15 protein-coding genes are annotated in these 14,121 nt (G+C 44.5%); 12 read left to right on the top strand and 3 right to left on the bottom strand.

Annotation, left to right across the window (positions count from 1 at the left end; all coding sequences use genetic code 11):
* The first annotated feature begins 96 nt into the window (after positions 1-96).
* The 9 genes from AC58VC_RS01990 to AC58VC_RS01950 all read left to right on the top strand — a co-directional run bounded on the left by AC58VC_RS01990 (position 97) and on the right by AC58VC_RS01950 (position 8,226).
* On the top strand, positions 97-1,305 hold the full coding sequence (locus AC58VC_RS01990) for a M20 family metallopeptidase (protein WP_497367199.1): 1,209 nt from the start codon (positions 97-99) through the stop codon (positions 1,303-1,305).
* Positions 1,302-2,714 (top strand): YfcC family protein, encoded by a 1,413-nt coding sequence (locus tag AC58VC_RS01985; protein WP_497367198.1) that lies wholly within the window; start codon positions 1,302-1,304, stop codon positions 2,712-2,714. Before AC58VC_RS01990 ends, AC58VC_RS01985 begins: the two co-directional genes overlap by 4 nt.
* Before the next feature lie 389 nt (positions 2,715-3,103).
* Positions 3,104-3,343 carry a type II toxin-antitoxin system HicB family antitoxin gene (locus tag AC58VC_RS01980; protein WP_497367197.1) on the top strand — a complete coding sequence of 80 codons (240 nt, stop codon included), beginning with the start codon at positions 3,104-3,106 and terminating at the stop codon, positions 3,341-3,343.
* A 35-nt stretch (positions 3,344-3,378) separates the two neighbouring features.
* A complete protein-coding gene (locus tag AC58VC_RS01975; protein ID WP_497367196.1) occupies positions 3,379-4,104 on the top strand; it encodes a hypothetical protein in 726 nt (241 codons plus the stop codon).
* A gap of 109 nt (positions 4,105-4,213) precedes the next feature.
* Positions 4,214-4,480: a DUF8617 domain-containing protein gene (locus AC58VC_RS01970; RefSeq protein WP_497367195.1), complete on the top strand. Its 267-nt coding sequence runs from the start codon at positions 4,214-4,216 to the stop codon at positions 4,478-4,480.
* 107 nt (positions 4,481-4,587) lie between these two features.
* Positions 4,588-5,055: a hypothetical protein gene (locus tag AC58VC_RS01965; protein WP_497367194.1), complete on the top strand. Its 468-nt coding sequence runs from the start codon at positions 4,588-4,590 to the stop codon at positions 5,053-5,055.
* Positions 5,056-5,252: 197 nt separating this feature from the next.
* The gene (locus AC58VC_RS01960) at positions 5,253-5,633 is read left to right on the top strand and encodes a hypothetical protein (RefSeq protein WP_497367193.1); all 381 of its coding nucleotides are present in this window, start codon (positions 5,253-5,255) and stop codon (positions 5,631-5,633) included.
* Between the two features lie 35 nt (positions 5,634-5,668).
* A complete protein-coding gene (locus tag AC58VC_RS01955; protein WP_497367192.1) occupies positions 5,669-6,025 on the top strand; it encodes a hypothetical protein in 357 nt (118 codons plus the stop codon).
* Positions 6,026-6,150: 125 nt separating this feature from the next.
* The gene (locus tag AC58VC_RS01950) at positions 6,151-8,226 is read left to right on the top strand and encodes a thioredoxin domain-containing protein (RefSeq protein WP_497367191.1); all 2,076 of its coding nucleotides are present in this window, start codon (positions 6,151-6,153) and stop codon (positions 8,224-8,226) included.
* A 141-nt stretch (positions 8,227-8,367) separates the two neighbouring features.
* Here the strand turns inward: AC58VC_RS01950 and AC58VC_RS01945 are convergent, their stop codons facing one another.
* From AC58VC_RS01945 to AC58VC_RS01935, 3 genes are all read right to left on the bottom strand, one after another.
* On the bottom strand, positions 8,368-8,526 hold the full coding sequence (locus AC58VC_RS01945) for a DUF1540 domain-containing protein (protein ID WP_157324647.1): 159 nt from the start codon (positions 8,524-8,526) through the stop codon (positions 8,368-8,370).
* Positions 8,527-8,951: 425 nt separating this feature from the next.
* On the bottom strand, positions 8,952-9,260 hold the full coding sequence (locus tag AC58VC_RS01940) for a hypothetical protein (RefSeq protein ID WP_497367190.1): 309 nt from the start codon (positions 9,258-9,260) through the stop codon (positions 8,952-8,954).
* Positions 9,233-11,155 carry a glycosyl hydrolase family 18 protein gene (locus AC58VC_RS01935; RefSeq protein ID WP_497367189.1) on the bottom strand — a complete coding sequence of 641 codons (1,923 nt, stop codon included), beginning with the start codon at positions 11,153-11,155 and terminating at the stop codon, positions 9,233-9,235. The genes AC58VC_RS01940 and AC58VC_RS01935 overlap by 28 nt, the downstream gene beginning before the upstream one ends.
* Before the next feature lie 181 nt (positions 11,156-11,336).
* On the opposite strand from AC58VC_RS01935, the gene AC58VC_RS01930 reads away from it, so the two are divergent.
* The 3 genes from AC58VC_RS01930 to AC58VC_RS01920 are packed head-to-tail and all read left to right on the top strand — an operon-like array spanning position 11,337 to position 14,042.
* Complete coding sequence (locus tag AC58VC_RS01930) at positions 11,337-11,870, top strand: DUF309 domain-containing protein (protein ID WP_497367188.1); 534 nt, start codon at positions 11,337-11,339, stop codon at positions 11,868-11,870.
* Positions 11,867-12,595, top strand: coding sequence for a response regulator transcription factor (locus AC58VC_RS01925; RefSeq protein WP_497367187.1), 729 nt, complete (start codon positions 11,867-11,869; stop codon positions 12,593-12,595). The genes AC58VC_RS01930 and AC58VC_RS01925 overlap by 4 nt, the downstream gene beginning before the upstream one ends.
* Positions 12,588-14,042, top strand: coding sequence for a sensor histidine kinase (locus AC58VC_RS01920; protein ID WP_497367186.1), 1,455 nt, complete (start codon positions 12,588-12,590; stop codon positions 14,040-14,042). The genes AC58VC_RS01925 and AC58VC_RS01920 overlap by 8 nt, the downstream gene beginning before the upstream one ends.
* Positions 14,043-14,121 lie beyond the last annotated feature (79 nt).

Below are 14,121 nucleotides of genomic sequence, written 5' to 3'. Positions count from 1 at the left end.
AATATTCATTATGTTACATAATTATTCATTTATTCAGTGGTTTTATCCGTGCAGATAAGTAGATCATCATGTGGATTTGATAGGGGGATTAGAATTATGCAAGAGAATTTGGATGTAATCAAGAACAAACAACAGATTGAACAAGCGGTAGATTCGCTAGACGAGCAGCTGCGCCGTATATCTATGCAAATTCATACGAATCCGGAACTCAGCTTTCATGAACATAAAGCGAAGATGTGGTTGGTTGAACCGTTACTAGAAGCGGGATTCGAGGTAGAGCAAGGAATTGCGGGCCTAGAAACTTCGTTTCGCGCTACTTGGGAAGGACAAGCTGGAGGTCCAACGATTGCCCTTCTAGCCGAGTATGATGCGCTTCCTGCGATTGGCCATGCTTGTGGTCATAACTTAATTGGGACTGCATCCGTAGGTGCCGCGCTGGCTTTGAAGGCAGCACATCCGGATCTACCGGGAAAAATCGTTGTTTTAGGGACACCTGCGGAAGAAGAGGGCGGCGGTAAAATCATCATGTGCAACGAAGGGATTTTCGATGACATCGATGCTGTGATGATGTGCCATCCGCAGAATAAAACGATGGTTCTGCGCGGAGCCCTAGCTTGTGTGGATGCGACGTTCACCTTTCATGGCAAGCAAGCACACGCTTCGTCCTCGCCAGAGAAAGGAATCAGTGCGCTGGATGCACTAATCAATGCCTTCGTGGCGATCAACTCGATCCGTCAGTTTGTGAAAGAAGATGTGAGAATTCATGGCATTATCACCAAAGGCGGAGATGCTCCGAATGTCGTACCGGAGTTGTGCGAAGCTGTATTCATTTTAAGAGCGTCGACGGTCGAAGAATTGGAAATTGTAAGAGAAAAAGTATACCGGGCCGTTCGCAGCTCGGCAGAAGGCGTTGGAGCTACCGTTGATATTACGGAAGGGTTAATTTATGCGGAGCGGAACAACAATAAAGCTTTGGCTCAATTGTTTCAAAACAATCTGGAGCAGATGGGCATCGAAGTATCCGAACCGCCACTTAAGGGAGGCGTCGGCTCCTCCGATATCGGAAATGTGAGTCAGATGACGGCAACTATTCACCCGTACATTCGACTTGGAGATGCCACGACGCATACGCCGGAGTTCGCTCAGTTGGCGGGCTCGGAAGAGGGCATGATTGAGCTAAATCGAGCGGCTAAGGCGCTAGCCCTTACCGCGTATGATTTATGTGTCGACAAGACGGCTATGCAGCGCGTGCGCAGCGAGTTTACGCTTTGGAAGCAAAATAGAGAGGGGGGTAACGGGCAGTGAATAGTATAACAAAAGATAGTTCTCGCAAATGGTTTAAAATGCCTCATACCTTTGTCATCTTATTTATCCTTGTTTTCGTAGCAGCAGCATTAACGTATACAATTCCTTCGGGGAAATTTGAACGTGTAAAAGATCAGGCGACTGGAAAATCCTTGCTAGTAACAGGGTCGTATCATCAGGTTGATTCGAGTCCCGTTAGTCTGATTGAGATTCCGAAGGCAATCGTCCACGGATTGGTGTCTTCAGCAGATGTCGTTTTCTTTATTTTCATTATTGGCGGGGCGTTTCAAATCATTTCGTCGACAGGCACGATTGAGGCGGTAACTTCCAGGGTGGCAAAAACGTTTGCCAATAAAGGCAGATGGGTGATTCCGATCTTCATTACCCTGTTTTCCGTTGGCGGCTTTACCATGGGGATGTCCACCGAAGTCATGGTCTTCGTACCTATCGGGATCGCGATTGCCCGTGCGCTCGGTTTCGATGCTTTGACAGGCACGGCGATGATATCCTTGGGGGCATCTTGTGGCTTTACAGCTGGGATCCTGAACCCATTCAATGTTGGTTTGGCTCAGGCTATCGCGCAAGTTCCGATGTTCTCAGGGGCTTGGCTGCGAGTTATTTTACTGATTTGCTTGATTACAGTGACAAGTCTTTATTTGATTCGATATGCAGGCAAAGTAAGAAAAGATCCGACCAAAGGGCTTGTTTATGATTTGGAACAGTCCGTATCGGGCGAGAAAGTAGACTTATCCAAGCTGCCAAGCATTCAGCTCAAGCACTACCTTACAATTGCTGCTGTGATCATAGGTTTCGGTCTCGTGATTTGGGGTGTTTCGAAAAAAGGCTGGTGGATGGAGGAACTCGGTGCGTTATTCTTGACCATGGGGATTGTCTCCGGCTTCTGTGCAGGTTATGGTCCAAGTCGTATCGCCAGCGAATTCGTCAAAGGCGCAAGCAGCATTACCTACGGCGCGTTCATCATTGGTATTGCCAGAGGCATCATGGTCGTACTTGAACAAGGAAATGTCATTGACAGCATCGTGAATGGCTTGTCTATTCTAGTAGGTGACTTGCCAAGTTCGATTCAGGTGCTAGGGATGTACGCTTTTCAAAATATTATGAACGTCTTCATTACCTCGGGAACCGGAATGGCTGTTACAACTATGCCGATTATGACTCCATTGTCCGATTTGCTAGGCGTTACGAGACAAACATCCGTACTAGCCTTCCAATTAGGCGATGGCATCACGAACATGATCCTTCCTACCTCTTCCGCTTTGATGGGCAGCTTGGCTGTATCGGGGATTGCTTATCAGAAATGGGTGAAATTTTTCTGGCCGTTGATGTGTATGTGGCTGATTATTGGAGCTGTTTTTATCATCGTGGCGAATGTGATTAAGTATACGTGAGTAAAGGGATATGAAACTTTTTCTTTTGGGAAAAGTTTCATATTTTTTTTTGTGAGCTAAAAGATTTTATACCCTTGGGGTGGGAACTACAGGTCGTTATTCCTCTGAAAAGGTACGTATTCCGTAGGAAGGGGGAACTACGGTCCGTTAATATGCCGTTTTACACGATAAAAATAGCACGGAGGCAGAAATAAGAGCTTGGAGTTCCTCTCAAAGTGGAAATAGCTTGATTTCCTCGAAATAGAGGACGCCAGTTCCCTTTGAGGTAATTTTTAGCGGGATTCTGGGTAGAATCGTGCGAGATTTCGAGGTTTCTTTTGATGGGATATGATAAACTTAATTATTGATCATTTCCTAAAATAAACCATTTTTTCGAGGAGTGAAGACTGATGACTAATAAGGATATTGAGTATTACATGAAATTAAATTATACATACAGATTCCGTTTTATTTCTAATGATCCCAGCTACCCGGAAGGTTATTATTACGGCGGGTTCGAGGAGTTACAAGGGTGCAAGACGGATGGAAAGACGATTGAGGAGTTTCTCGCGGATTTAGAAGTAGTCAAACGTATGTGGATTGAGGTAAAGCTAGAATATGGAGAGCTGATTCCGGAGCCGTTAGGTTGATATGTTGGGATGTATTAATTACAGGAGACACTCGAATGAATTCTATATTAGAAATCAATATTAACAACTTAAATTTTCAAATAGCATGCAGTTTATTTGATTATTGGAGAATGGTTGATACAATAACTAATCTAACTGTCACACTTAAGAGTGGTAATATATATGGTTTTGTAGGCAGTCTTGGTTCAGGGGGATGGGCACTGTCATACTTATTGGCTGGTAAGCAATTACTAGATGATAAGTCTCAAAATTCACTACAAGTAAATGGTGAAATAGCCAATTCTGAATTGCTTCGTAAAATATCCTGTTATATCGGTGAAGGAGTCTCAGAACATCATTATAGTCCGAGACAAAATTACCCAAATAAATTAACAAGAAAACTCTTGGGCATTAAAACTGTTGCAGAACAAATTCAACTAGGAATTAAGAGTAGCCGAAGCAGCTATACGCTACACGAGATTTCAGAGATGTTTGATTTGTCAGGATTTAATGAAAATAATGAAAGGCATGGAAGGATACACAGACCATTAGAATTTCAAAGTGGTGAAGTATGGAGGGCATCAATGGCAATTGGTTTTGCATATGGTAAAAAGCTGTTTACTGTACCATGGATGCAAACTAATGGCTGGATGGATTACATAATTGGCGAAAATAACAAAAAATATCTTGAAATATTAAGGTATCATAATGCGATTGTAATAGTTCCAGTTCACGATGAAAAGTACTTAGGAAACTTAACGGATGATGTAATATATATGTAACAACGGATTGAACGCAGGATTTTATTTGGAGAAGTCAAGGTTGAATAGATGAACAGATGCTGATAATGCTTGTCCTTTAGAAGGTATTAAGAAGGCTTGGGAGTATTGATTGATTGGGGGTAATGTTCTGGCTACATTTAAGTGTGATTGTGGCAAAGTTCTAGCTAATTCAAGTTGTCCTAATGACGTACAGCTAATTGTGTTTACAGACAGAGAATGGGAAGAGATTCAAGAGAAAGTTAGAGACGGTTTTGACATTTACGATGCTGTGCCACAAATTGATGTTTGGCGATGCACAGATTGCGAAAGAGTCTATGTGTTTAAAGGTAAGAAAATGGCTCTGAGCTACGCAATTGAGCATGACGGCAGGAAATAAAACATGGAATTTCTTAGAATGGAAATATTCAATTGATTAAAGGAGTAGGTCATATTTAAATCGCAATAAAAGGATGATTATATTTGATGGAGGAAAAGGGAAATTAGATGAAATTCGTATATGAGTTAACAGGTAGCGGTTGGGCAGACGGATTTATTGAAATTGAATCTAATAATGTTCGTTTTACTGCAAGTTATCTATCCGATGCTTTAGATGATTTGCTGCGTTGTCTAATTTCCATAATTCCAGAGTGTGTACCGTATCCTCATAATAAAACAGTTTTTGAGTTTGATGAAGAACCTGCTGGAACAGAATGGGCATTTGAACGCATAACGAAGGATACTGTCTCTGTTAAAATTGTGCGTTATGAGGATTTGTCACTAAAAGAAAGTCCAGTTTTAGTGTTGGATTCCATATGCCCTCTTAATGATTTGGCGAGGGCAGTTCTATTTGCATTAGACATACTACTTGAGAAACATGGAATAGAGGGTTACAAGAAAAGATGGGTTTTGCATGATTTTCCTATGAGTCTTTATTTGAGATTAAAATGTTTCTTGGAAGCCAGTGGAGAATAAAAGCATACGCTAAATTAGACTATCCTCAATATGAAAATGGATTTACAACGTAAACAATAATATGTTTTACATCTACATAAGCAACCAATGGTTTTTAATCTACATAAGCAACCAATGGTTTTTAATCTACGATAACAGCTAAAGAATATTGATGTAAAGTTGGAGGATATCCAGTAAAAGAGCAATTTCTTTTTATCATGATTAAGGTGGTCGTAGCATTGAAACTAAACGGTAGCATGACAGAACAGAGTTATCGAGCTGAATTGTTAGCTTCACACCGATCATTATTTTGTAATGAAGTTAAACATAGATTGTTAAATGTATTACAAGTACGTTTCAATGACATGAAGACTGCCTATATTTTAGATTGGGTTCCGGATCAAGATGAAGACAGTTACTGGATTCTTATTGATGATAAGTTTGTTGTGCGGATTGAATTAGAACGTGGTGCATCTAAAGTAAGAGATGATGATGAATTTATTTCTTTGAGTGAGTACAAGAAAGGTCTCAGTAAGACAAGACAAATTAAGCTTGCAGTTGCAATGGATTTGGCAAAAAAGGACATTGGCTCTAAATAAAACATGGATTTCATTTAGTACCATTAGGAGAAATAATGAAGAAAATATTAATTGGTATTTCAATGCTCGTAATAATTATCGTCAGTAGTTTTGCTCTTTTTCAATTCAATCAACCAATGCTAACAAAAAGTCAAGCCATCGCAAAAGCAGGTGGCTACCTGACTATTGCAAATAAAAAAATGGGTCTTCCTTACAATACAGTTAATGTTGAAGTAGAAAGTTGGTACATCGAAGATGATTTTTGGAAAAAAATATTTGGGAATGCAAGATGGAGTGGTATGATTGATGGAGTCGGTATCGACTTGAAGGCGGATACTGGAGAGTTTATTAAGATGATTTTTCCTTTAGATGCAGTTCTGACCAAGAATGAACACCCAGATTGGTTTAAATAAAAGAGAAGTTTTATTTATAAATAGAAATTACTTGCTCTTTGAATTGAACGCCGTGCTGGGCGTTTTTTCATTTCTATAGCTAAAAAAAATAATGAAAATACTAAAATGTAGGAAGGGAATATAAAATGTCAGAACGCAAACAAAACTTGCTCATAAACGAAAAATCCCCCTATTTACTTCAACATGCTCACAACCCGGTTGATTGGTTCCCTTGGTCTGAAGAAGCGTTCGAGAAAGCAAAGCAAGAAAATAAGCCAGTCTTCCTATCTATTGGTTACTCAACTTGTCATTGGTGCCACGTCATGGCACACGAATCCTTCGAAGACCAGACCGTAGCCAACATGCTGAATAAAGATTTCATCTCGATCAAAGTAGACCGTGAAGAACGCCCAGACATCGACCACATCTATATGGCGGTATGCCAAGCAATGACGGGACAAGGCGGCTGGCCGCTTACCGTGTTCCTGACGCCGGAGAAGAAGCCATTCTTCGCGGGAACGTATTTCCCACGCAGCCGAAAATACAATCGAGCCGGTATGGTGGAAGTGGTCGCACAACTTGCAGGGAAGTGGCGGGAAGATGCCGATCACGTTCGCGAAGTCGGGGAACAGATCATCCAAGAGACAACAAATCGGCTGTTAGAGCACCAATCTGGCGGTGAATTAACGGAAGATACGCTTCATGAAGCGTTCCGTTTATATGAGAGCACGTTCGACCCTGAGTTCGGGGGATTCGGCAGTTCACCGAAATTCCCAACCTCACACAATTTGTCATTCCTGCTCAGATACTATAAGAAAACGGGGAACGAACGTGCCCTTGAGATGGTCGAAAAGACGCTAGATGCCATGCATCGCGGGGGCATGTATGATCATATTGGATTTGGTTTTTCACGATATTCCGTTGACAACAAATGGTTGGTGCCTCATTTCGAGAAAATGCTGTATGATAACGCGCTGCTCATCATGACCTATACGGAAGCTTGTCAGGTTACTGGCAAAGCCAAGTATGCTGAAGTAGCGGAGCAGATCATCACCTACATACTGAGGGACATGACCGATGTTGGAGGCGCTTTCTATTCGGCAGAGGATGCGGATTCCGAAGGGGAAGAGGGCAAGTTCTACGTATGGACACCAGATGAGGTAGAACTCGTCCTTGGTATCGACGAGGGGGATCTCTTCTCCGAGTTGTTTGATATTACGGAGTCGGGTAACTTCGAAGGGCACAACATCCCGAATCTGATCCAAACGACGCTCGCCTCATTTGCCAAGCGGAAGCAGATCCCTCTGGATCAGCTGAAGCAGCGGATGGAAGAAGCCCGCGCCAAGCTCTTCGAGCACCGCGAGAAGCGCATCCATCCGGGCAAAGACGACAAGATTCTGACCGCGTGGAACGGTCTGATGATAGCTGCGCTGTCCAAGGCGGCCCGAGCCTTGGACAAACCTGCTTACGCGGAGGCTGCCGCGAAAGCAGCGGACTTCCTGCTTCGCGAGCTTCGCCGCGAAGATGGCCGTTTGCTCGCCCGCTACCGCGACGGCGAGGCAGCTTTTCCAGGCTACGTGGACGACTACGCGTTCCTCGTCTGGGGACTGATCGAGCTGTACGAGACCACGTTCGAGCTTCGCTATCTCCGTGAGGCGGTCCAGCTGAACGCAGAGATGCTTCGTCTCTTCGGCGACGAAGAGAAGGGCGGGCTCTTCTTCTACGGCAGCGATGCCGAGCAGCTGCTCACCCGCCCCAAAGAGATCTACGACGGCGCGATGCCGTCGGGCAACGCCGCAGCCGCGCTGAACATGCAGCGGCTGGCAAAGCTGACCTACGACGCGAAGCTGTCGCAGGCCGCAGATGAGCAGCTCCAGGCCTTCGCGGGCGCTGTCGCGTCGTACCCGCCGGGCCATGCGCTCATGCTGGCCGCGCTCGATTTCGCTTACAGTGAAGCTAGCGAAATCGTCATCGCGGGCGATCCGGCTGAGCCGGAGACGCAGATCATGCTGCGCGCCGTACAGCGGCAGTTCTTGACGAATGCGCTGCTGATTCTTCACCCGCCAGGGGCGGTGGGAGAAGAAGTGCGCAAGCTTATCCCGCTTGTGCAGGACAAATTGCCGCTAGGAGGACGCGTGACGGCCTATGTGTGTCACAACTTTGCCTGCCAAGCACCGACACAGGATCTTGAAGATCTCGAAAATCTTTCTAATATCCGATGATAATAATTATCATTATTGGTTACAATAACAATAGAAAGAAAAAAGAGGCCCGAAAGGGCCTCCATATACATCTCTATACTATTGTGGAATTGAACTGTTGTTGAACTGATTTAACCTGTTGCTGAGATGTGTATCTAAAAACTAAACCTTAGGTTCAAACGTTTTGCAGTCTGTTTCTTCGGAGTTGCGCGCTTGATTGCTGCCGTGGTGGCTCACGACATAAATCGAAGACGCGTTGCATTTATTGCCATTTGCCCAGTTTTTGCAGGAATTTACTTCGCAAAGTACATCTTTTGCCATTGGTTATTCACCTCCTTTACTTCATAGGGTGGGGTAAAAAGGCGAGTTTTTATACATAGCTAGGCATGAAAATGGAAAAAAGTATGAAGATTAGGATTCACCATTCGTCTGAATGTCTTCATATACTTGGAGTAGAGAACCTACTTCAAGAAGGTGAAGCTATGGCTGAGAAGGAGTTACAGCAATGTGTCAGGTGCAAGTATGTGGCGGAGAAAGAGGAAAGATATTGTATTAAGTGCGGAGCTCCACTCAAAAACCGCTGTACAAAGGAAAAGACCTTGCTCCACAAGGGATGCTCGAAGGTGAATAAGCCTGACGCTAAGTACTGTGCAGACTGCGGAACGGCAACGATATTTAACGAATGGAATTTACTGTGAAACTGAGCGATTCAAAAGGGAACTATAATCCGCTATTTTCCTGAAAAGTCACATTTCCCACGTGTAAGGGGAACTACGTTCCGCTATTTTGCCGATTTCAGCCAAAAAACGTGCTATGAGGCCAAATAGGGCCATATAGTTCCACTTTGGTAGGAAAAACTCGGTTTTCCTCGAAATAGAGGACTCAGTTGCCCAAAAAGTAGGACTTAGCGGAATTTCTGCAAGATTTTGGTCGTTTTCGCGTAAAAATTGTGGTGGAACCAAGCACCCAGAAATAACTAAAAGCACTGTCAGGAGTTTCCCTGACAGTGCTTTTAGTTCTACGTAAATCACTTGTTTTGCAAAATCATCGTCCACAAGTCCGATGGATCATAGCCAAGCCGCCAAGCTGCGACACCAGCGATGTCATACTTTTTCGCGACATCCAATCGGGCCTTGACGGTAGCAGTATCCTCTAACCAGAACACATAAGTAAAGCCGCCTTCTTGGTACTCTATGCGATATTGCCCGTAAGTCGTATCCCAAGTTTGTTTGACAGTTTTGGAAGCTAGTAATGCTGGAATATCCTTCAACAGCACTGTCCGGTTACTTTGCAAGGCGCCGGCTGCGTCTAGTTTCCATTCCCTCACATAATAAGGGATGCCAAGGATGATTTTGTCCCGGGCGATGCCATAGGATAGGAATTCTTGAATCCCACCGTCTGTCCAGGGAAGTCCGGCAACGGATCCAGCGGAGGTACTCCCGCGATAGAACTGGTCATAGGCCATGATGACGATGTAATCGACAATGCCGCCGAGCTTCTCATGATCAAAAGCGGAAAGATGATTCCATTTGACGCTGCCGCGCGGGAGATCGATGGAAATAACCAAGCCGAGTGAGTGCGCGTAAGTTGTTAATTTGGTAATGAAAGCTGTAAATGCATTGCGGTCTGATCCTGCAAGGCTTTCGAAGTCGACGTTGATACCAGGAACACCAAGCTGCACGGAACGATCGACCAAAGCTTTGATGAATTTATCCTGAGCAGCACTATTGGCAAGGAATTGCGTAGTTAAGCTGGCATTGAATTGATTGCTGACAAGAGGGTACACGGTATAACCGCTTTTTTGCAGCCATTGAACAGTTTCGGGATTAGAGCTGTCTTTGAGATTACCGGCAGCGTCCGCTAGCTCGAAATAGCTCGGTGAATCAACATCCAGCCCAACTGTGTTCGTCACCTGAGACTTAATTACATCGCTGCCGGATTGGCCATTCCAACCCCACACCTGTAGTTTCTTGAAATTATCCCACAATATTCGGTGTTCAAGTGTTTGAATGGAGCTGTTGTTGTACTGAACGCTATAGTTAAGCGCATCGGGAAGATTGGTGTATTCGCCAATAAGAGAGGCGTTCTGGAACACTTGGTATGAGGCATAATTGTTCCAAATTTTGCGGCCATCCATGAATATGGCGGCGTGTCCCCATAGTTTTGCATAGTCAACGGCTGCATCTAATGAAGTGAAATCTTGAAGGAAGGCATCATTCTGGTATACTTTATAGGATTTAAGATTGCTGTAGACCGTTTTTTTGGAGTTCTTATTCATGACAGTCGAGTTTCCCCATTTCAGGGCTTCTTTTACCGCATCCTCGAGCGAAGCGAATTCCCAGTTGTCAGCTGAAAATGTTCCTTGATAGACTTTGTATAGGGGATCTCCAGCGCGCAGTGATGTCTTATCGTCACTAGAGATGTTGTCCCAGACCCAACCTCGGCTGTTTAAATCAATGATATGGGAACTGCCCCATTTCTTCGCTTCGGTGATGGCTTCATTCAGCGTTTGAAATCTCCACGAATCTAAGGTAATTTCATTTTGATAGACTTGATAACGAGGGTAGTTGTCCCACACCCAGCCCGTGGATGCTAAATCGCGAACACTGGCATTGGACCATTTTTTTGCTTCAGCAATAGCAGCATCTAGTGTAGAGAACTGCCATTCAGGGAGTGTAGCGTCTAATTGATAAACCTGATAACGAGGGAAGTTGTTCCACAGCCACTTGCGTGTGCCAATCTCCTCCACATAACTATTGGAAAAGCCTTTGGCAAAAGCTTCGGCTTGATTATAAGCAGCAAATTCCATGAGCACTTGATTATACTGATAAACGCGGTATTTCGTTGTTTTGTCAGTAGTTCCGTTTGAAGCTCCTGCTGCTTGTACAGCCTGCGGTATCGTCATTGACAACAAAAGGGTACTCGTCAGCAGCCATTTTCCAACTTTCATAGATCACGCCTCTTTCTCTTAATCTACTTAATAAGACGTACGGAATGATAGATTGGTTGCGCTGGCAAAAGGTAGAAATACACGGGGAAAGCAAGGCGATGTTGGACGATGGAACAACTTTCGAGTAACATGAGGTATACATAGTCATTATCGTGATCAGAACAAGGTGGAGGAACGATTTATGAAGCAATATCCGGAAGCATATATCGAATATTTATTGCATTTTCATGCGGAGCGAGATTATTTTGAATGCCATGAGGTTATGGAAGAATTTTGGAAAGAGCATCCAGGGGATGAGCGTAGCAGAACGTACGTCGCTTTAATTCAAATAGCTGTGGGAATGTATCATATTCGGCGTGGAAATCGTATGGGTGCCGTGAAAATGCTGCAAAGCGCAGAACGTAATGCGCAGGCTGAGCATGTTACTTCTTTGGGGCTTGATCCTGAGGAGCTGGGACAGTTAATTGGACATACTTGGGCTCAAATCGAGCGAGATGGTTATTTGTATCAAGATATCAATCTGCCGATCGTAGATTTGGAGTTAATTGCGCATTGCCAGTCCGAATGCGAGCAAAGAGGGTTGATTTGGCATGCACCAAGCCGAATGGCCGATATTGAACTCATTCAAAAGCATACGCGAAGAGACCGGACAGACGTCATTGAAGAAAGAGTAAGACAACAGCAAATTCGTAAGGAAAAGGGTGGCGCCAAGTGAACTCGGAAGGAAAAGTACTTGTCGTAGATGATGAGCTGAATATTGCGGAAGTGGTCAGACTGTATCTGGAGCACTCCAATTATGAACCGATTCTGCTGCCGCGAGGTCAGGAGGTTCTTCGTACAATTATAGAAGAGAAACCCAATTTAGTTCTACTGGACATCATGCTGCCGGATATTTCCGGTTACGAGCTATGCGAGATGATTCGGAAAATGGAAGCTCCATTTCACCAGACGCCGATTATTTTTCTAACAGCCAAAGGCGAGTCCATTGACAAGCTGAGAGGATTTAACTTAGGTGTCGACGATTATTTAGTCAAGCCATTCGATCCTAATGAGCTTATTGCCCGAATTAAGGCTGTCTTGCGACGTACGGTTCAGGTACCAACGGATCTGTCCGCATCTCAAAGTTCGTCTCGTAAAATATTGGAAATCGGGAATATTGTCATTGATTTGGATCAGTACCGGGTAACCGTGGGAGGGAAGCGTATTGATCTCACGCCGAAGGAGATTGAACTGCTGCATTTCCTGACCAGCCACCCGAGCCGTGTCTTCACTCGCGAAGATTTGCTCGGTTATGTATGGAATTTTGATTTTACGGGCGGTACGCGTACGGTTGACGCTCATGTGAAAAATTTGCGTAAAAAGCTTGGACAGCATGATACGTGGAACATTCAAACGCTATGGGGAATTGGTTATTCGTTTGAGGTGGTCCAGCATGTTTAAGATTTGGCTAAAGGGAAAATATAACAGCCTTTATCTGAAAATCTTCTTGTCCTTTCTGGCAACCTGCGTGCTTTTTTTTGCGGGATTGTTTCTATTCTGGAACTATTATTTTACGGATTTGTTTTACAAGGATAAAGTTGAACTGCTGGAGAAACGGGTCGTCGAGGTGACCCGTTTAATGAATTCCGTTCAAGACGGCACCATCTCCACGAGGGAATTGAAGTATACCGTGCGCATTTTAGCGAGAAGCATTAATGGCCAGGTATGGCTCGTTGATGACAAAGGGAATATTCTCAACGGTTCCTCTGATAGTGAAGGTCGCACGATACCCAAGCAGATGGATGCGCAGTTTATCGACGGGTTGCATGGCCATAGCGGCTATGGGATGGTAAACTTAACGGCGCCGGACGGAAGAATTATTAATTTGTTTACGTATCACGCGCCTTATCAATTAAACGAGCAGCCCATGGTCTTCATTTTGCATTTCCCTGCCGGGGACATTAGTGAAGCTATTTCTGCTGTACGAGTAAACATTCTGGTTCCGCTTTTGTTCTCTCTTCTGGCTGTAGGGTTCATTCTCTACATTATTTCGCGAAAACTCGCCGGCCCGCTTCAGCAAATGAATCGTGCGGCGCTTGAACTAGCGCATGGCGATTTTACGACTCGTGTTCCGGTCACTTCACACGATGAAGTCGGGCAGCTTGCCACCAGCTTCAACTTCATGGTTGAGCAATTGGAAGAATGGGAGGGTACTCGGCAGGAGTTTCTGACGAATGTGTCACATGAGCTGCGTTCACCGCTTACGACACTGCGCGGTTTTATCTTGGCAATGAACGATAAGATCATTCCTGAAGAGAAATACTCGCATTACCTGCGCATCTGTGATCAAGAGGTTCAGCGCTTGCAGCGTCTCGTGACCGATTTATTAGACCTTGCGCAGATCCAGAATGGCTTCGATGTGTTTCGACTCAGACCTGTCATTATGATAGAAGCATTGGAAGAATCGTTGGAATTATTGAAGGCACCGATCGCTGTTAATGAGATCATGCTGCATCTTATCTTACCTGATCCGGATAAGGAGCCTGCTCAAGTACCTCTAGATCCTGATCGATTTGCTCAAATCGTACATAATTTAATTTATAACGCTTTAAAATTCACGCCAAAGGGCGGGACACTAACTGTGGCGCTAGAAGAGGCGGAGCACGAAGTCCATCTATTCATTCGAGATACTGGAACAGGGATGACGGATGCAGAGTTAGCACGTATTTGGGATCGTTTCTATAAGGCGGATGAAGCAAGAACATCAAGCTCTGACGTGCCGACGGGGACGGGGCTTGGACTCACGATTGTGAAGCATTTAGTCACAGGTATGGATGGCACTATCCAAGCACGCAGCCGTTTAGGCGAAGGTACCGAATTTCGTGTTACATTTCCTCGGATTTCGTAGAGTTTCACAGATTTTTTACAACTAAAACAAACTTCTTTCATGTTTGAAGCGTATCCTGATCCTATTGGACAGGATTTTT

This window comes from Paenibacillus sp. J22R67 (assembly GCF_059692175.1).
This window is presented reverse-complemented; position numbering and strand designations above follow the sequence as displayed.

Bases quoted from the DNA above. Each gene is read 5' to 3' on its own strand.
- AC58VC_RS01945 (WP_157324647.1), bottom strand. From the start codon at position 8,526: ATGGCAAAAGATGTACTTTGCGAAGTAAATTCCTGCAAAAACTGGGCA.
- AC58VC_RS01950 (WP_497367191.1), top strand. From the start codon at position 6,151: ATGTCAGAACGCAAACAAAACTTGCTCATAAACGAAAAATCCCCCTAT.
- AC58VC_RS01975 (WP_497367196.1), top strand. From the start codon at position 3,379: ATGAATTCTATATTAGAAATCAATATTAACAACTTAAATTTTCAAATA.
- AC58VC_RS01960 (WP_497367193.1), top strand. From the start codon at position 5,253: ATGATTAAGGTGGTCGTAGCATTGAAACTAAACGGTAGCATGACAGAA.
- AC58VC_RS01930 (WP_497367188.1), top strand. From the start codon at position 11,337: ATGAAGCAATATCCGGAAGCATATATCGAATATTTATTGCATTTTCAT.
- AC58VC_RS01980 (WP_497367197.1), top strand. From the start codon at position 3,104: ATGACTAATAAGGATATTGAGTATTACATGAAATTAAATTATACATAC.
- AC58VC_RS01990 (WP_497367199.1), top strand. From the start codon at position 97: ATGCAAGAGAATTTGGATGTAATCAAGAACAAACAACAGATTGAACAA.
- AC58VC_RS01920 (WP_497367186.1), top strand. From the start codon at position 12,588: ATGTTTAAGATTTGGCTAAAGGGAAAATATAACAGCCTTTATCTGAAA.
- AC58VC_RS01955 (WP_497367192.1), top strand. From the start codon at position 5,669: ATGAAGAAAATATTAATTGGTATTTCAATGCTCGTAATAATTATCGTC.
- AC58VC_RS01965 (WP_497367194.1), top strand. From the start codon at position 4,588: ATGAAATTCGTATATGAGTTAACAGGTAGCGGTTGGGCAGACGGATTT.
- AC58VC_RS01935 (WP_497367189.1), bottom strand. From the start codon at position 11,155: ATGAAAGTTGGAAAATGGCTGCTGACGAGTACCCTTTTGTTGTCAATG.